The organism is Pedobacter sp. UYEF25 (assembly GCF_054061655.1).
The window spans coordinates 65085-84562 of record NZ_JBSSEL010000005.1; the positions used below are offsets into that span (position 1 = coordinate 65085).

Here is a 19478-nt window from a genome sequence, read left to right on the forward strand (position 1 = left end):
TTAGAATTTAAATTTTAAATTAAAACCTATAGTTCTGGTTGTTGGTTGGGCACCAACCTGATATCCTTGAATATTGCCAGAACTCAATCCTTCTTCGGGATCTGAATATGGTAGGTTCTTGTGTATAATCCAAAGATTTCGTCCTACTAGAGAAACATCAACTGCTTTTACAGGATTTAGTTTTGCAATGAAAGACTTTGGAAGCGAATAATTTAACACAGCTTCTCTTAGTTTGACAAAACTTGCATCGTATACAAACGCTTTATCTGGATTTATGCTATACCCTAAATTACCATAATTCGAATTGCTAATTCTAACTGTATTTGGTTTTCCATCTGCCGTAACTCCCTTGTTTAAGATCCCTCCACCGCTACTTAACGGATCTCTCGATGGATTGCCAAGTTCATTAAGCCCCGCAGTTTCAGGATATAAACCAGTGGCTAATCCATAATATAAATCTGCTGAGAATACATCGCCACCATGACGAATATCGACTAAGAAACTAAATGTTAAATTTTTATAAGTAAAGCTATTATTTATGCCTCCTATCCAATCTGCATTGGGATTACCGATGTTATTATTTGAAGTGGCGGTTTTTTCATAAAACCCATTTGCATCAATAACCTTCTGTCCTTGACTGTCATAAATAAAATCAGTTCCTCGTAGAATTCCAAAAGGTTGACCTAAGGAAGCGTTAGACGTAATTCCGCCTTGGAAAATGCCAAGTTGCAAATTCTGAGCTTGTTGTCCGGAATCGTCTTTAAATAATTCTGTCACTTTACTTCTTAACCTAGACCAATTGGCATTAATTTTCCAACTAAAATCATTAGTTCTTAGCGGTATACCATTCATCGAAAGCTCAAAACCCTTATTCTCTACAGTACCAGAATTAAGAAATTTCGAACTGTAACCGGTCGCTGTAGAAACGGTTACTGGCAAAATTTGATCAACCGTACTTGTTTTGAAATAAGTAGCGTCAAACCCAAGTCTATTTTTTAAGAATGACATTTCCAATCCTGCTTCATAACTATCGGTCCTTTCAGGCTTCAAGTTCTGATTGTTTTTAGTACCTCCAACAGCTACTTGAGCAGCAGATCCGAATGGCGGAATAATGGTATAAGTATCGGTAATGTTATAATAACCTGCATCGCTACCTACCTGAGCATAGTTAGCTCTCAATTTTCCATAAGATAACCAAGATTGATCTTTCATTAATTCTGAGAATACAAATCCTACAGAAACTGATGGATAATAATACACATTATTGCCTTTTGGCAACGTAGAAGAAGCATCTCTTCTGATCGTTCCATCTAAAGTTAAAAAAGTTTTATAAGAAAGGGTTGCACCGGCAAAAACACCATCTACCTCTCTTTTTCCCTCAAATTCTGTTGGCGCATTTGGTGTATTAACGGAGTTGGATAGCGCATATATTCCATCCACTATTAACCCTCCATTCGTAATTGCAGAAACGAAATTGTTTTGTTGTTTTCTGATGTTGGTTCCAAGAAGTGCTTTAAAGTTGAAATCTTCTGATATATTTTTATCGACATTGGCCAATAAATCAAAGTTTGTTTCGCTTACAGATTGATTAAATCTTGAATAATAAGGAACACCAACACTGCCTACTGATTTTCTTTCTTCTTGTAAAGTTGCATAACTATCCAACGAAACTCTTCCTGTGATATTTAGCCAATCTAAAGGTTTGTAGTTTAAACTCACATTTCCCAAATATCTATTTCTGGTGTCGCTTTCTACATTTGTAAATCTTACAAAATAAGGATTATCCCAATAAATAGGGGTAAGATTATCAGGATCTGCATAGTTCCACGTTGCGTTTTTACGACCAGTTCTGTAGTAAGCATCTTTCTGTTCTTTAACGTCGGTATTTACTTGCCACCATTCTCTAAAGTTGGTCAATACATTTCGTCCACTGGCACCATCATATCCAGTACCTCCTCTTCCAGAACCATTAATATTATAATAGTTAATGTTGGCACCGGCGGTAAGTTGCTTAGTAATATTATACGTACCCCCAAAGTTTATTATATTTTTATTGAGCTTAGAATTTGGTAGAATGCCTTGATCATTACTTCTATCAAACCCAAGTTTAAAGGTCCCATTATCTCCTCCGCCTGTCAACAGTATGTTTTGATTATTAGAGACTGGAGATTCAAAAAAAGTGGTAGGATCATTTGCAGCAGCTACCCAAGGGGTTGCTTTTTTATAGTTTGGAGAAGTTTTTTCAAAAGCATCCCATTGATAAACGAGCAAATTTGGATCAAACTTAGCTCCGTAAGAAGCATCTTCAGTTGTAGGGAAAACATAGTCCTTTGCGCCATCACCATTTACATCTCTGTAAAAAAATCTTCTGTAGTTTGCACTACCCACGGGGACATCCCTGTTTTCATAAAAGGCGCCGTAACCACCACCATATTCGTGTTGGTAAGTTACAAAGGTACTTTTATCTAGCATTCCTACGCTCAATCCGGTATTTACGACAATTCCTAACCCGTTACTTCCTTTTTTTGTTGTGATCAAAATTACTCCATTACTTCCCCTCGAACCATATAAGGCCGACGCCGCAGCGCCTTTTAAAACAGTTACAGATTCAATGTTGTCTGGATTTATGTCTGATGCAGGCGAACCATAATCATAACCGCCACCACCTTGGCTCTGACCAGATCTATTGGTATTTGAATTGTCTACAGGTACTCCATCTACGACAAACAAAGCCTGATTGTTTCCCGTAATAGATTTCACGCCTCTTAAAATTACATTTGTAGATGCCCCCAAACCATTGTTTTGCTTAACTTCTAAACCAGAAATTTTGCCAGATAAACTACCTAAAACATTAGTAGACCTGTTGTCACTCACCTCCGCACCCGAAACTTGCTGGGCAGCGTAGGGAACTTGGTTTCGCTTTCTTTCTAATCCGAATGCCGTAACGATTACTTCAGAAAGCTGCCTAGAGGAAGATACCAAAGAAACATTATAGGAATTTGCGCTAGAAATCAGCAACTCCTGCGAGATAAAACCTAAGTAAGAAATTACGAGGGTTGTAGAGTTTGATGGTAATTTCAAAGAAAACTTTCCGTCAGCACTTGTTTGTGTTGCTACGTTTGTTCCTTTTACTTTTACACTAACGCCCGGGATAGGAAGTCCATCCGCTTTGTCAGTTACCATACCAGAAACGGTACGGTCTTGTGCCAGTGCGGTAGACGCAAAGAACAGCAAGATAAATAAACTTTGTGCAAGTTTTTTCATACGATTTGAAGTTAAGTTAGTTGATTGAAGAGTTAATAAAAATAAATGTAAGGTAATGTAACAAAATCATTATACACAAATAAAATCAAAATATTTTCGCTTACGGTTAGTTAAATTTGTATCAATCAGCTATTTGTAATAAAATTTAAATATTTTAGTAAATGCCTTAAACACAGTGACAATCATTGTATAGAATTAAATTTATGCACTCGAAACCGCCTAATTATTTAAAGGCGGTGGTTTATCGGTCGAAGATGTATTTATCTATATTAATTTAAGCGCATTGACACACTGTCACAAATACTCCGATTAGGTGCTAATTGGCAGCTTATCGGGTTATGCTTTCTATCGTTAGCGTTAGCAGGGCGCAAATACAAAGGGAAATCATTTTGCAATCGGCCTTTTTACTTTTTTCTATTTATTACTTTTTATAGAGGAACGCTCAAACCGACCTTCGGCTCTTCGAGCTGTTAAACCGAGTGTATTTAAAATTGCGGCGCGCATAAATAAACTAAAACCTCCTCTTTCTGCCTTCCTTTTTACACGCTAAAACAAACGAAATTTTTTTAATAAAAAGACTATATTTGATTGAATTCTAACCGTATTATGAAAATAAATTCTTCGCAAAAATACTTTTTCGCGCTGGTCTTTTGCGCGTTGCTTATATCCTCAGTCCAGTTCGGCTGCAAGAAAATGGCAGATCCGATTTCCGAACCACCTGTAGACACGGTGAAAGTAGTAGATTATAGGCTGCCGAAAATTTTAGTTGTTACCACAGACAGTATTGTCGACGACCCAAAAGTGAACGGAAAAATAACCATCTCGCAATTTGACAAGACCTCTTTCGATGGCAGTCTGGGAATCGAATTAAGAGGCGCAACATCGCAAACTTTTCCAAAAAAATCTTACGGTTTAGAGATTCGAGATGCAAATAACAATGGTCTTTCTACCTCTTTACTTGGCCTACCAGCAGAAGAAGACTGGATTTTGTACGGACCATACAGTGACAAATCTCTAATTAGAAATGTGCTAATTTACGATCTTGCGCGCAAAATGGGCGATTATGCAAGTCGCACTGCTTTTGTAGAGCTTACAGTCAATAGAGAATATAAAGGCATTTATGTCTTGATGGAAAAACTGAAGAGAAATGAAAGCAGAATAAATATAGACAAATTGAAATCTAGTGAGAATAGCGGCGAAGATGTAACAGGGGGTTACATTTTAAAAATAGATAAACTTGCCGGAAACAATGTTGGCAGCGGATATAATAGCGAAAATTCTTTTTCTTCGACCGTAACACCCATAGGCGCTTCCGCAGATCAGAAAATTAATTTTTTATACGAATATCCGAAAGCTAAAGACATAACCGCTGCCCAAAAAACTTACATTTCCAATTATATCGGCGATTTTGAAAAATCACTTAATTCTACTGATTTTGCCAATCCATCTCTTGGTTATGCGGCATACATCGACGTTCCGAGCTTTATAGACTTCTTCTTATTAAACGAACTGTCTAACAATGTAGATGGGTATCGTTTAAGCACTTTTCTTAACAAAGACAAAAACGGAAAACTTAAAGCAGGCCCCATTTGGGATTTCAATCTGGGTTTCGGCAATGCAGATTATTGTGGCGGCGGCAGCAGCGACGTATGGGCCTATAAATTTAATGACCGCTGTTCTGCAGATGGAAATTTAGTTCCGTTTTGGTGGAGCAAATTGCTTGAGGATCCAAATTATGTAGTCAAATTGAAAGCACGATGGAATGAACTAAAAGCAGGTCCGATGGCACAAAACGTTTTGTTGGCTAATATAGACGGATATGCAAATGTGCTTTCGAAAGCGCAGGTTATAGATAAAAATTTTGCTAAATGGCCAGTGTTGGGCGTTTATGTGTGGCCGAATAATTTTATTGGCACTAATTACGACAGCGAGGTCAATTATGTTAAAACTTGGCTAACAGACAGGATTACCTGGATGGACGGCGCAATTAATACTTTATGATGGTGTTGAGCATTTAAAGTTGAAAGTCGTGGCGCTTATGGAATTATAGCAAACAATCTTCTCAACTTTGCAACGTAAATACGATTTCCTTGCATTCGGACATCATACAATCTGTTAAAACTTAATTACTAAAGGGTAGCTTGTACCATTTCCCGTTCTAAAAGTGATGAAAGTTGACGGTTGCGACCTGAAAATCATGTTGCATAAAACGCTGTCTTGATAGGGTTTTTAGGGTATTTATCTGACTTCTCTGCCTATTCCTCAATCGATTTTCTTATTTTGTATCCGCACTGCATTCAATATCGCCAATAGGGCTACACCAACATCGGCAATAACGGCCTCCCATAATGTGGCAATACCGCCGGCGCCCAATGCCAGCACTATAATTTTTATCCCCATGGCCAGAGCTATATTTTGCCAAACGATGTTTCGGGTAAGTTTGCCAATTTTAATGGCCGTCCAAATTTTAGACGGCTGATCGTTCTGGATCACAATGTCGGCCGTTTCTATTGCCGCATCGCTACCCAAACCGCCCATGGCAATTCCGGCATCTGCAAGGGCAATTACGGGGGCATCGTTTATACCATCGCCCACAAAAGCAATGCGTTTATTTTGATCTATCAACGTTTGCAAGTGCGCCACCTTATCTTCTGGCATCAAACTACCGTATGCCTGATCGATGTTTAGCACGCGTGCAACCTCATCTACCACCATTTGTTTGTCGCCGCTAAGCATAACCGTTTTGATGCCCAGCTTTTGTAATTTTTCGATGGCAACTTTTGCATCTTCTTTAAGCTCATCAGCGATGGTGATGTAGCCCACATATTCATCATCGACTGCTAAAACTACAATTGTTTCCTTTATATTTTCTAGCGACTCGTCAAATCTGATCCCGAATTTCTTAAGTAATTTTAAGTTTCCGGCAAGGATGCGCTTTCCATTTATCTCAGCCTGTAAGCCATAACCAGCTAGCTCATGTACCTCTTTAATTTCTACCTGTTGCTTCGATTTACCTACGTAATCTTCTATTGCTTTGGCAATCGGGTGAGTAGATTTACTTTCTATAGCTGCGGCATACTTCAGTAACGTCTCCTCATCGATGCGTTCTGCATAAACCTTTTGTACCTTAAAAACGCCTTTTGTTAAAGTTCCGGTTTTGTCCATTACAACGGTGTCAATTTTTGTCATGACATCTAAAAAATTGCCTCCTTTAAATAATATGCCATGTTTAGATGCAAGTCCGATGCCGCCGAAATACCCTAGCGGAATAGAAACCACCAAGGCACAAGGACAACTAATTACTAAGAATACCAGGCTACGATAAAACCATTCGTGGAACTGATATTCGCTCACGATAAGCATCGGTAAAAGCACCAATAGCACGGCCAGGGTAAACACAATGGGTGTGTATACTTTTGCAAAACGGGAGATGAAAAGCTGTGTTTGCGATTTTCGGGCCGTCGCATCCTGCACCATCTCCAAAATTTTACTCAACTTACTGTCTTTAAAATTAGCGGTTACTTTAATTTCGGCAACGGCATTTAAATTAATCATACCTGCGTAAACGGTATCACCTTTTATTTTCTCATCAGGTTTACTCTCGCCCGTAAGCGCAGCGGTATTAAACGTGGCTTTCGCCGACATCATTTCCCCATCTAACGCTACTTTTTCTCCCGCTTTTATATGGATAATCTCTCCCATTTGAACTTCTGTTGGAGTTACCGTAATAAATTGTCCATTTCTCATTACCTCCACCACGTCTGGCCGAACATCTAACAGCGCTTTAATACTTTTCTTTGCGTTTCCAACGGCCACATCTTGAAACCACTCGCCAATGGAATAAAAAACCATCACCGCTACGCCCTCGCTAAAAGAACCTATGGCGAACGCGCCGATCGTGGCAACGCTCATCAGAAAAAATTCGTTAAAAAAATCAAATCGAATCGCTTTTCGAAAGGCCAAATTAAAAACATTGTATCCTGCAAGGAGCAGCGCAATTCCAAATACAATTAAATTTATGATAAGACCGAAGGTAACCTGAAAACCAAAATGCATCACTTGCGTAACACCCAATATTGCCAGGGCTAAGATCAGTGGCCAATGGTTTAGCCAACCATCTGTTTCGCCCCCGTGGCTGTGCCCATCATCTTCACTATGGGTTTGTTCATTTCCACAACAATCTTTTTGAGGTTTCGGTCGGTCGGTTTTTTGAATTGATTCCAATGTGATAATTTAAGTAGATTGTAAAATAGAATGGCCGAATTTAAAAACATTTTCTATCGATTAATAATTTTGCCTGAATGATTTAAAAAGTGGAAAAGGTCGCTAGCTAATAGAATCTGTGCCGACAACATCTTTAATTCACGCCGTTTATTTTCTACTCACCAATTGCTCCTCGCCAACTTCTGCACACAATTAAACCTCTATTTAGATTTAGATAAAACCTATTCAACATGTTTATGTTTTTTTTAATAGAAGAACAATTGTATGTTTTCAGATATCAACACAAATTATGAAAGAAATGAGCACAAAGAAAGAGATGAGGGCGATGCGACTTAATGCCTACGGATCAGTAGATCAATTAAAGTTAGAAACCATACCTGTTCCTGAACCAAAAGATAAAGAAATATTGATAAGAGTGCATGCTGCGGGAATTAATCCGGTAGATTGGAAAATTATTGAGGGAAAAGCTAAGGATAGATTTCCAATGAAATTGCCCGTAACGCCGGGCTGGGACCTTGCCGGTGTAGTAGAAGCAGTTGGCAAAAGTGTTAAATCATTTTCCATCGGGGACGAGGTTTTTTGTAAGCCAGATCTAGATAGAGAAGGGGCGTATGCAGAATTTATTGTAGTCCAAGAAAGCATCGTTTCTTCTAAACCAACAAACATTTCGTTTACAGACGCAGGCGGCATCCCCTTGGCGGGATTAACTGCTTGGCAAGGATTGTTTCAATACGGAAACCTTAAAAAAGGAGAAAAAGTATTAATTCATGCAGCATCTGGTGGCGTGGGTTCATTAGCTGTTCAATTTGCAAAAAGTAAAGGCGCCTACGTAATTGGAACTTGCTCTACTGACAATGTGAGTTTTGTTAGCAAACTTGGTGCGGATGAGGTGATTGACTATACCAAAGAAAACTTTGAGAAGGAGCTAAAGGAAATCGATCTGGTTTTGGATACCATTGGAGGCGAAACCCAAGAAAAGTCGTTGCTGGTTTTAAAAGAGGGTGGTAGGTTAATTTCTATCGTAGGTGTTTCAGTAGAACAAGAAGCAAAGGCAAAAAACATCAGGGTGGAAGCATTTATGGCTAAATCTAATAAAGGTCAATTAGACGAAATTGCCGCTTTAATACAAGATGGTGCTGTAATTCCAAATGTTAGCGGCGTTTTTAGTTTAGAGGAAGCGCCTCAGGCATTGCGTGAAAGCGCAAATGGACATGTGCGTGGAAAGCTAGTTTTGAGGATTTTTTAAACCTTTAGCACTAATCTATTCGGACTGAACATTACAGCTTTTTGTTTTGTTTATCGTATAAAAAGTAAAAACCCAGCTTGTTGCTGGGTTTTTGCAATTAGCGCTAATACTTTTATCCAATTTAATAGAGTCGATTTTTATTGAACTAATTGATAAAGTTGGGTTGAGAAATTCTATTTTACGCCAAACCACAACAATCACAAGTTATTAGAAAACAAGCTTCGCATTCTGATGTTTTGATGATGGCAATTGTAACTATATTTGCAAAAAGCACCTTATATTTTTTCTAAAATGCGAAAAAGGATTATCCGCGTAAATTATTTAAAATTATTAGTCACCTCAATTTTGGTAAGTTTGGCATCGGCGCTGCTTGCTGCTTCCTTAAAGGGCATCACCGCAAAATACGAAGACCTTATCTTCCATAGAGCATCTGAAATTCCTCTAATATTTATTATTCTTCCATCCGTAGGCATAACAATTATCTATTTTTTAAGAAAATATGTTTTTAGCGGAAAGCAGAATAAAGGCATTAAAGAAATTTACCAAACGCTCGACAATCGAAAAAACTCCTTACCGGCGTATAAAATTCCTTCTCATTATTTTAATGGGTTTTTAACCATTATTTTCGGTGGGTCCACCGGCGTAGAGGTTTCCACCGTTGTTGCCACCGCAGCAGTTGGCGCTTTAGCTCAAAGAAAGACAGCAATAGCCAATATTTACAGAACCGAATTGGTTTGTGCCGGAGTAGCGGCTGGAATCGCAACATTATTTGGCAGTCCAATTGCAGGTTTTTTGTTTGCTGTAGAAGTAATTGCTAAACGAAAAATAACGATGACGCTTCTTATCAGTTGTGCTACATCTGCGTTGGTTTCTTGGGCATTACTACTATTAATTGGGGGTAAACAGCTGTTTAGTTTCAATGTAACTTCTTGGGGAAACCACGCCATTCCATATTTCATTATTCTGGGGATTTTGTGCGGCTTGTTGGCTGTATATTTTACAAAAATGGTGATATGGATAAAATCAGTCTTCGCAAAAATTAGCAATAATTTCATACGCGTAAATATTGGTGCACTGTTGGTCGGGCTGTCAATTTTCTTTCTTCCTCAACTCTATGGCGATAGTTATCATGCCATCCCAGAATTGATGAGAACGGTAGCGCATCAGCCGTTATCGGTAGCGCTGGGTGCAACTTTACTTGCTATTGTATTGTTTAAACCTTTGGTTGCTTCTCTAACATTGGGTGCTGGTGGCGACGGAGGTGTTTTCGCACCGAGCATTATTTCTGGCGCTGTATTGGGCATGTTGACAGCCACATTTTTAAACCACTGTTTTAACACAGATTTGATCGTGTTAAATTTTGCTTTAGTGGGCGCGGCAGCTGTTTTAAGTGCAGCCATTCATGCACCGTTAACTTCTGTGTTTTTAACCTGCAGTCTCGTTGCAGGAGGTTATTTGCTATTTATCCCTATTTTAATTGGAAGTTTTATAGCCAAGTATGCTGCTCAACTAATTTGCAGGTATACAGTGTATAGTTATGTACCGAAAGTAAGTTCGTCATGAAGCACATCGAAAATTGGTTTAAAATTGATGCTCTGCTCAAAAAATCTCTTTACAGCCTCTGTAATTAGGGGCAAATCGGTAAAGCAATAAAACTTTGATGTTCGCTTGACACAAACGAGTAGCTCTTGTTTGTACTTTTTTGTACAAACACCTAAAGTTCCGTACCTTTACAGCTTAAAGAATGGCTTACTTAGCCTTATTTTAAGAGATATGGAAGACGAAATTAAATTGTTGGAAGATACTGTAGCAAGCGATTATAAATATGGCTTCGTTACCGACATTGAAACCGACATTATCCCTAAAGGACTTAGTGAAGATGTGGTTCGCCTCATTTCGGCAAAAAAAAACGAGCCAGAATGGATGCTTGAATGGAGGTTAAAAGCGTATAGACATTGGTTGAAAATGGAAGAGCCGGCATGGGGTAATTTGCATCATCCACCAATAAATTACCAAGACATTATCTATTATGCTGCGCCAAAGAAAAAGCCCACACTAGATAGTTTGGATGAAGTAGATCCAGAATTACTTAAAACTTTTGAGAAATTAGGCATTTCACTTAACGAACAAAAACGATTAAGCGGAGTTGCGGTAGATGTCGTAATGGACAGTGTATCTGTTGCGACTTCTTTTAAAAAGCAGCTTTTCGAAATTGGAGTAATTTTCTGTTCTATAAGTGAAGCCATTCAAGACTATCCAGACTTGATTAAAAAATATATGGGCTCTGTAGTGCCTGCGGCGGATAATTATTTTGCGGCTTTGAACTCTGCTGTGTTTACCGACGGATCTTTCTGTTTCATCCCGAAAGGTGTTCGTTGCCCGATGGAGTTGTCTACTTATTTTAGGATAAACGCAGAAAACTCTGGTCAGTTTGAGCGTACCCTCATCGTCGCCGAAGATGGCGCGTATGTAAGTTATTTAGAAGGATGCACCGCACCAATGCGCGATGAAAATCAATTGCATGCTGCCGTAGTGGAACTTGTTGCAGCAGAACGAGCAGAAATTAAATATTCTACCGTTCAAAATTGGTACCCTGGAGATGAAAATGGAAAAGGTGGCATTTACAACTTCGTAACAAAACGGGGAATATGTGCCGGCGATTATGCTAAAATTTCATGGACTCAAGTAGAAACTGGCTCATCCATCACTTGGAAATATCCAAGCGTAATATTAAAAGGAGATTATACCATCGGTGAGTTTTATTCTGTTGCTTTAACAAACCATTTTCAACAGGCCGATACTGGAACAAAAATGATTCACTTAGGGAAAAACACCAAAAGTAGGATTGTTTCGAAAGGCATCTCTGCAGGTAAAAGTCACAACAGTTATAGAGGTCTCGTTCGTGCATCAAAAAACGCAACGAATGCCAGAAATTACTCGCAATGCGACTCTTTATTGCTCGGTGACACCTGTGGCGCACATACATTTCCATACATAGAATCTAAAAACCCAACAGCCATCATAGAACATGAAGCAACGACTTCAAAAATTGGCGAAGACCAAATGTTTTACTGTCAACAACGGGGAATATCTCCAGAAGCAGCTGTAGCAATGATCGTTACCGGCTTCGCAAAGGAAGTGATGAATCAGCTGCCAATGGAGTTTGCCGTAGAGGCGCAGAAACTGCTTGCCATTAGTTTAGAGGGTAGCGTAGGTTAATTTTTTACAACAAAAGAAAACACAAACATGTTATTATCAATAGAAAACCTTCACGCTTCAATAGAAGGTAAGCAAATATTAAAGGGCATCAATTTGGCCATTAAACCGGGCGAAATACATGCCATAATGGGCCCAAATGGCAGCGGTAAAAGTACCCTGGCTTCTGTACTCTCGGGTAGAGAAGAATATGAAGTTACAGAGGGTACCGTTCAATTCGATAACGAAGAATTACTTGGATTATCGCCAGAGGTTAGGGCTCGGAAAGGCTTGTTTTTGGCTTTTCAATATCCTGTTGAAATTCCAGGCGTAAGTACCACAAATTTTATAAAAACTGCGGTAAACGAAAAGCGTAAACATAATGGACAAGAACCTTTAGATGCTGTTTCGTTTCTAAAGCTAATGAAGGAAAAAATTTCTCTAGTAGAAATTGATAAATCTTTGTTAAGCCGTTCCATTAATGAAGGTTTTTCTGGCGGAGAAAAAAAACGCAATGAGATTTTCCAAATGGCTATGTTAGAACCCAAACTTGCCATTTTAGATGAAACAGATTCTGGCCTTGACATAGATGCGTTAAGGATTGTGGCCAACGGTGTGAACAAATTGCGCACACCAGAAAGAGGCGTAATCGTGATTACCCATTACCAACGTTTGCTGGATTACATTCAGCCAGATTTTGTTCATGTATTGGTGAACGGCCGGATTGTAAAATCTGGAACAAAGGAATTGGCTTTGGAACTAGAAGAGAAAGGCTACGATTTTATTAAAGATGAAATTGCATTGGCGTCTGAACGCGTTGAATCATAAAACATTAAAAGCAGTATGGAGAACATTGATTTAAATTATTTAGAGACAAAATTTTCGCAGCTTCAGGCTTCTAATGGAACGGATACGATCAGTCAAATTCGTGAACACGGCTTTGCAGATTTTAACCAAGTCGGCTTGCCAAGTTACAAAAATGAAGAGTGGAAATACACCAAGGTAAAAAACCTTTTTAAGCAAAAGTTTTCCCTCTCGGGCCATGCGAACATGCCGCGCATAAGCATTGCAGATGTAGACGCCATTCGTTTGCCAGGTTTTGAAAAAGCCAATGAACTTGTTTTTTTAAACGGAAAATTTTCGCCAGCGCTTTCTACCGTGCGCTCAGCAGCAACCGAGTTGGTAGTACTCTCTTTAGATGAAGCCGCAAAAGGCGAATATAAAGCGTTGGTGACGGAACACTTAGATAAAAGCAGTTCTGTGATTAAAGATGGGTTACAAGCACTAAATACTTCATTCATTAATGAAGGTGTGTTTATTTATGTACCGAAGAATAAAATGGTAGAACGCCCGGTTTATTTTTACCACATTACCGACGCTAAAGAAAACTATACACTTGCGCAGCCAAGAAGCCTACTATTTATATCGGAAAACACAAAGCTGCAAGTGGTAGAAAGTTATGCCACTTTGGGATCGTTAGAAAGCTTTACCAACGAAGTGATGGAAATAGTGGTGAACGCAAATGCCATTTTAGAACATTACAAAATTCAAAATGACGCTCCTACAGCAAACCAGGTGAATACGACGCACATCAGGCAAATTGGAAAAAGCTACGTCCATACTTTTACACTAACGCTAGATGGAGGAACGGTTCGAAACAATACCCACATCATGATGGAAACCGAAGGAAACGAAGGGCACATGTATGGCTTGTATTTGGTAAAAGGCAAAACGCATGTAGATAATCACACGCTAGTGGACAATATGAAGCCTAACTGCTTTAGTAATGAGCTCTACAAAGGCATTATGGATGAGCAATCTACAGGAGTTTTTAGCGGAAAAATAATGGTGAGACAGGATGCGCAGAAAACAAATGCCTATCAATCAAATAAAAACATCTTGCTATCCGATGAAGCAACAATAAATACAAAGCCTCAATTAGAAATTTTTGCCGACGATGTAAAATGCTCTCACGGTTGCACCATTGGTCAACTGGATGAAGAAGCACTTTTTTACTTAAGATCACGCGGCATTTCTAAACCGCTAGCAACTTCTATGTTGTTGCAGGCTTTTGCTGCTGATATTTTAGAGCAAGTGAAACTGCCTGCTTTGCGCAATTACGTAGAAGACCTTGTTATCGACAGACTTACAATAAATTAATAATGGAAGAAACACTCACAGCGCCGAAAATTTTTGATGTAGAAACGGTTAGGAATATGTTTCCTATTCTTTCTAGAGAAGTGCATGGCAAACCATTGGTTTATTTGGATAATGCTGCTACCTCTCAAAAGCCGCAGGTAGTTATCGATGCAATATCAGATTATTACAGCAACTACAATGCGAACATTCACCGCGGCATACACACTTTGGCAGAAGAAGCAACCGCTGCCTACGAGGCGACACGTGTTTGTGTTCAGAAATTTATTGGCGCTGCAAACGTAGAAGAGATTGTTTTTACAAGAGGTACTACCGAGGGAATTAATTTAGTTGCCTATACCTGGGGAAAACAAAACGTAAGCAAAGGCGATGAGATTATCATTTCGGAGATGGAACACCATTCTAACATTGTTCCATGGCAGATTTTGTGCGAGGAAAAAGAAGCATTCCTTAAAATTATTCCGGTAACTGATGATGGAGAGCTGCTTTTGGATGCGTATGAGAACATGCTTTCTCCAAAAACGAAGCTAGTTTCTATTGTACATGTTTCAAACAGTTTAGGTACCCTCAATCCTGTTAAAGAAATGATTGAGGCAGCGCATAAAGTTGGCGCGGTAGTTTTGGTAGATGGCGCGCAGTCTTCGGTACATTTAGATATTGATGTGCAAGATATGGACTGCGATTTCTTTGCATTTTCTGGGCATAAAGTATACGGACCAACTGGTATCGGCGTGTTATATGGTAAAAAGAGTTTGTTAGAAAGCATGCCAGTATTTATGGGCGGTGGCGAAATGATCAAAGAAGTGAGTTTCGAAAAAACCACTTATAACGATCTTCCCTACAAATACGAGGCTGGAACTCCAAATATTGCTGATACCATCGCACTAAAAACCGCTTTAGATTTCGCATCAACTTACGGAAAACAAGCTGCTCGTGCACATGATGAAAAATTGCTTGCTTATGCAACGGAGCGTTTGGCCTCAATACCTGGCTTACGCATTATTGGAAGTGCAAAAAATAAAATAAGCGTGATTTCTTTTGTGATAGAAAATATCCACCCACAAGATATTGGCGTTTTATTAGACAATCAGGGAATTGCACTTAGAACTGGGCACCATTGTACACAGCCTTTAATGAAACGTTATGGTCTTCCGGGCACTGTTCGGGCCTCTTTCGCCATTTACAACACCATAGAAGAGGTAGATAAATTGGTTTTAGGCTTGCAAAAAGCCATAAAAATGCTAACGTGAAATGAGTGTAATAACAATAAAAGAAAAAGAAGCAGAGATTGTAGATGCATTTTCTTGGTTCGAGACCTGGGAAGAAAAGTACGAGTACATTATAGAGCTCGGAAAAAAGCTTGCCCCGTTAGAAGAGAAATTTAAGTTGGAAGAAAACACCATTAAAGGTTGCCAATCTACCGTTTGGTTGGTTGCCGATTTTAAAGAAGGAAAAGTTTTTTATCAAGCGAGTAGCGAGGCGATTATTGTAAAGGGCCTGGTAAGCATGCTTATTTCGGTATTGACCGGGCAGACACCAGATCAAATATTGGAAGCAAAATTAGATTTTATCAATGAAATTGGCATGATGTCACACTTGGCGCAGACCAGATCTAATGGCTTAGTGGCTATGATTAAACAGATTAAAAACTACGCATTGGCATATAAATCAATCAGTGAAACAGAAAAAACAGCATTATGATAGCGGCCGAAGAATTGAAAGAAAAAATAATTGAGTGTTTACAGACAATTTTCGATCCAGAAATTCCAGTAAGCATTTTTGAGTTAGGATTAATTTACGAAATAAATATTCTGCCTTTAAACAACGTTCAGATCAACATGACGTTAACGGCTCCGAGCTGTCCTTCTGCACAAGAAATTCCGGTGGAAGTGGAACAAAAAGTAAGAGCGGTTGAGGGAGTGGCAGATGTAGATGTCGCCGTTGTTTGGAGTCCACCTTGGGACAGAACTATGATGAGCGAATCGGCACAGCTTGAACTGGGCTTTTTGTAGCTTTTAAATCCATTTAATAAGAATGCAAGCATGAAAATTACTGCACAAGAGGAATACGGTTTACGAATACTGCTTCGAATTGCACGGAGCGATGATGAAAAAAACACCAGTATCCAAGCGTTGAGCGAATTAGAAGGCTTGTCTCATGCCTATGTGGCAAAGTTGACGAGAATTCTTCGAAAAGGTGGGTTTATAAATAGCACTCCCGGCAATATTGGCGGATATATTTTGGCAAAATTACCTGAAGAAATAAATGTAAATACCGTATTAAAACACTTAGGTGGCTCGCTGTTTAGCAAAGAGTTTTGCGGTGATTACAATGGAAATGTAACGATGTGTACCAACTCTGTAGATTGCTCAATCAGGTCGTTATGGAAAAAAATCCAGTATTCTGTAGATCAAGTATTGGATCAAATCACTTTGGCAGAATTGATCGGATCAGAAAAAACTTCCGATAACTTACTTAAACAGTTCTCTTCCTAAATAAGTTAGCGATTAAAACTTCGTTGAAAAAAGCAGGTTAGTTCTTAAATCTTGAACTAACTTGCGCTAAATATCGTCCAATTTTTTTATCCGGCAAAATCTAACCAAGAGCTATCTTGGGCATAATCCTCAACAACCGCCGTGGTGTTTTCGAAATGAAATGAACTAATTAATGCTGCGACTTCTTGTTTAACCATAGTGATACAATTGTCGACCAAATCTTTTCTAAAGCCTTTTTCTTGAAGTTCTAATACGTACCCTACGCATACTACCCTTCCTAAGACTCTTCCTAAATCGATTAATTTACGTTGAGAAAGCTGGCTGTTAATTGTAAAGCTTAAACTTTCCTTAAAATACACACATCCTTGCGCAGTTTGATCAAAACTTTTAAGAAAGCTAAACAAATTTGATTCTTTTTGCTTTTTCATAGATCTGGTTACAATTTCTGCAATTTGCCCATAGAGCATCTCGTTCGATCCTTCAAATATTTGGAATGGCCTGCTATCCATAATACCGCGGCCAGCAATGTGGTCTATTTTATAGCCTTGAGCACCAGATAGCTGCATAAGCAGCTGCGCAGATTCTTGCATTAAATCGGTCACCACAGCCTTCATCGTATTTGCTTCTAATCCCTCTGTAGCCAAATTATGCGCTATACCGCTTATTTTGCTACTCCTTGTGCACATCGCAGAGCAGATGGTAAAAGCAGACTGTATCCTTGCCAATTGAAACTGAACTTGGTCTATTGCCAATAGATTACCTGTACCCACTATCCTACTTCGGCAATGGCTCGTTGCCTCATCCAACATGCGTTTGATAAAACCCATACCCATCCCTGGGAACTGCAATCTGCTTCTATGCAAAATATCCAGCATCATTTTTATGCCGGTTGTCTCTGGCTCTAACCTATAATTTTTGGGCACTTCAATATCTACAGTATTTAGCCCATAGGGGATCATGTAAAGACCTGGGTTTTTAAACAATTCCTCTACAACAATTTTTTGCTTTTCATTAGAAACGTCTGCAATAAAAAAATCTATATCTCTCGCTAGGTCGCCGCCATCTAACTGCTTGCGCGATGCAATAAGCCAAAAATCGGCCATTCCTGTTAAACCCTGCCAATGCTTGGTGCCCTTAATTTTATAGCCATTTTCTGTTTCGGCGTTGTACGACTTCATGCTTAAGGCATCACTGCCATAATCAGGTTCGGTTATCATTAACCCTCCCATATTTGCATCTTCCAAAAAACGCCTAAAAATTGGGCCTTTAACATCGTTATTGGCGTATTTAGAAATCGGTTCTAAAAATAATGCGATGTTAATTCCAAAGGTCAGTGAGAGCCCAAGAGACTCGTAAGACGCTGCTGCCAAAATGCCAAGGCATTCTTTTACAACACTTCCACGACCGCCAAATTCTACAGGGATGGCCACAGATAAGGGCTTATTAGCCATAATACCGCTCAAAATCTCAGGAGGTAAACCTCTTTCTAAACTTAATGCATCGATATCTGATTTTTCGTGAAATAAATATTTTAAAGATGTTTCAAAATCGTTTAAAAACGATGTAAAATTATTTGGTGATGCATTCATAAATAGGTTAGTATGATGGTAAATGGTAATGTATAAAAAGGCTTTAAGAATTAAACATAAAACCTAACTGATTTTGAAGATTCTACTTAAATCCCCGTCTTTAACTTTTAAATGATTAGAATTTTTATCAAAAGTACAATTTTAGTATAAAATTGTACTATTATATACGTTTAACCAACTAGAAAAGTTTTGCCTACATAAATTTGTTTTTGTTGGTATTTATTTAAACGCTGTAACGAACTGTGAGGGTCATCTACGCTAATCAAATGTGTATTAGATGCATTATTCATCCAGATCGACGTCCATTATGAACATTGACAAAATTACAAAGCAAGCATTACAATTGTTTAAAAACCCTCTTTTATTCGCAACTATTATTTGGTAGACCATGCCTAACTTCGTGAATATAACTAATTATTTGCCCTTTATGTTTCAAACTCCTCGAATTGCCAAAGTACAATTATTTTTTAATTGTATTTAAGTTTTTGCTAACAGAAAAACGTCCAATTCCTTTCGAACGGCACATTCAGATGTCATGATAAAGCTGTTCGTCTAACTTAGCTTTCCGCTATGTAACCATCGTTTTTGTTTCTAGATTTACCTTTCATAGTTGCAAGCAGATAATAGATCGCAACGATTTTCTACTAGAATGTTTTCCTAATAAATTGTTATTATTTTCCCTATAAATCTGTAAACATTTGTAAAATTCAATGACAAATCATATAAATTTACCACATCGGTGACTTTAGAACGAGATCCTAACCATGACAACCATTTTTCTTAATTTTCTTTCATTTGTTTGCTTGCTCTTTCTAACCACAGAATTAAGTCTGGCGCAACAAAAGACCTCTAAGGCAAAAGAACAAATGAATGCTGCACTTTATATGGAAAAAAAACTATCCGAAACCAGCAATGTAAATATGAGTACTTTGGGTATTGAAGACGGACTTTCTAATAATTCAGTGAATAAGAAGTTTAAAGAGAAATTTGGACACATTTGGTTTAGACCGGACGATGGGGTAAACAGATGCGATGGCTATGAATTTAAAATATTTACAAATGCTCGAAACAACACGTCATCTATCATTTCCAATCGAATAATTTGTTTAGCAGATGATGAAGAAGGGAATATTTGGGTTGGCACCAATAGCGGCTTAAGCATCTATCACAATTATAGTCCGCAACAGTGTAAAGCTTTTGGGATTTCTGACCCGTCAAAACATGCCGGTTCTAAAGTTGTTCAGTCTGCCTTTGATGGGAAGCCTAACCAGCAATGGCTTATTCTTCAACAATAATTTTCACGAAACT

General features: G+C 38.6%; 14 protein-coding genes. 11 read left to right on the top strand and 3 right to left on the bottom strand.

Annotated elements, in window-relative coordinates; translation table 11 throughout:
• Positions 1-3264 carry a SusC/RagA family TonB-linked outer membrane protein gene (locus ACVWYG_RS06785; protein WP_457269413.1) on the bottom strand — a complete coding sequence of 1088 codons (3264 nt, stop codon included), beginning with the start codon at positions 3262-3264 and terminating at the stop codon, positions 1-3.
• A 693-nt stretch (positions 3265-3957) separates the two neighbouring features.
• Here ACVWYG_RS06785 and ACVWYG_RS06790 point away from each other — a divergent pair.
• Positions 3958-5265, top strand: a complete 1308-nt coding sequence (locus ACVWYG_RS06790) for a CotH kinase family protein (RefSeq protein WP_457269414.1) — start codon at positions 3958-3960, stop codon at positions 5263-5265.
• Positions 5266-5526: 261 nt separating this feature from the next.
• Here ACVWYG_RS06790 and ACVWYG_RS06795 read toward each other — a convergent pair whose 3' ends face one another.
• Positions 5527-7320: a heavy metal translocating P-type ATPase gene (locus tag ACVWYG_RS06795; protein ID WP_457269541.1), complete on the bottom strand. Its 1794-nt coding sequence runs from the start codon at positions 7318-7320 to the stop codon at positions 5527-5529.
• A 466-nt stretch (positions 7321-7786) separates the two neighbouring features.
• On the opposite strand from ACVWYG_RS06795, the gene ACVWYG_RS06800 reads away from it, so the two are divergent.
• The 9 genes from ACVWYG_RS06800 (at position 7787) to ACVWYG_RS06840 (ending at position 16581) form a co-directional block, all read left to right on the top strand.
• Complete coding sequence (locus ACVWYG_RS06800; protein ID WP_457269415.1) at positions 7787-8734, top strand: NADP-dependent oxidoreductase; 948 nt, start codon at positions 7787-7789, stop codon at positions 8732-8734.
• Between the two features lie 291 nt (positions 8735-9025).
• The gene (locus tag ACVWYG_RS06805) at positions 9026-10297 is read left to right on the top strand and encodes a chloride channel protein (RefSeq protein ID WP_457269416.1); all 1272 of its coding nucleotides are present in this window, start codon (positions 9026-9028) and stop codon (positions 10295-10297) included.
• A 210-nt stretch (positions 10298-10507) separates the two neighbouring features.
• Complete coding sequence (sufB, locus tag ACVWYG_RS06810; protein ID WP_457269417.1) at positions 10508-11953, top strand: Fe-S cluster assembly protein SufB; 1446 nt, start codon at positions 10508-10510, stop codon at positions 11951-11953.
• 27 nt (positions 11954-11980) lie between these two features.
• Positions 11981-12757 carry a Fe-S cluster assembly ATPase SufC gene (sufC, locus tag ACVWYG_RS06815; protein ID WP_457269418.1) on the top strand — a complete coding sequence of 259 codons (777 nt, stop codon included), beginning with the start codon at positions 11981-11983 and terminating at the stop codon, positions 12755-12757.
• Between the two features lie 15 nt (positions 12758-12772).
• Positions 12773-14089: a Fe-S cluster assembly protein SufD gene (gene sufD / locus ACVWYG_RS06820; protein WP_457269419.1), complete on the top strand. Its 1317-nt coding sequence runs from the start codon at positions 12773-12775 to the stop codon at positions 14087-14089.
• 2 nt (positions 14090-14091) lie between these two features.
• Positions 14092-15336 (top strand): SufS family cysteine desulfurase, encoded by a 1245-nt coding sequence (locus ACVWYG_RS06825; protein ID WP_457269420.1) that lies wholly within the window; start codon positions 14092-14094, stop codon positions 15334-15336.
• A 1-nt stretch (position 15337) separates the two neighbouring features.
• The gene (locus ACVWYG_RS06830) at positions 15338-15787 is read left to right on the top strand and encodes a SufE family protein (protein WP_457269421.1); all 450 of its coding nucleotides are present in this window, start codon (positions 15338-15340) and stop codon (positions 15785-15787) included.
• Positions 15784-16098: an iron-sulfur cluster assembly protein gene (locus ACVWYG_RS06835; RefSeq protein ID WP_457269422.1), complete on the top strand. Its 315-nt coding sequence runs from the start codon at positions 15784-15786 to the stop codon at positions 16096-16098. Before ACVWYG_RS06830 ends, ACVWYG_RS06835 begins: the two co-directional genes overlap by 4 nt.
• Before the next feature lie 30 nt (positions 16099-16128).
• Positions 16129-16581, top strand: coding sequence for an RrF2 family transcriptional regulator (locus ACVWYG_RS06840; RefSeq protein ID WP_457269423.1), 453 nt, complete (start codon positions 16129-16131; stop codon positions 16579-16581).
• Positions 16582-16667: 86 nt separating this feature from the next.
• On the opposite strand, the gene ACVWYG_RS06845 is transcribed toward ACVWYG_RS06840, so the two are convergent.
• The gene (locus ACVWYG_RS06845) at positions 16668-18170 is read right to left on the bottom strand and encodes an acyl-CoA dehydrogenase family protein (protein WP_457269424.1); all 1503 of its coding nucleotides are present in this window, start codon (positions 18168-18170) and stop codon (positions 16668-16670) included.
• Between the two features lie 764 nt (positions 18171-18934).
• On the opposite strand from ACVWYG_RS06845, the gene ACVWYG_RS06850 reads away from it, so the two are divergent.
• Positions 18935-19465 carry a two-component regulator propeller domain-containing protein gene (locus ACVWYG_RS06850; RefSeq protein ID WP_457269425.1) on the top strand — a complete coding sequence of 177 codons (531 nt, stop codon included), beginning with the start codon at positions 18935-18937 and terminating at the stop codon, positions 19463-19465.
• The last annotated feature ends 13 nt before the right edge of the window (positions 19466-19478 follow it).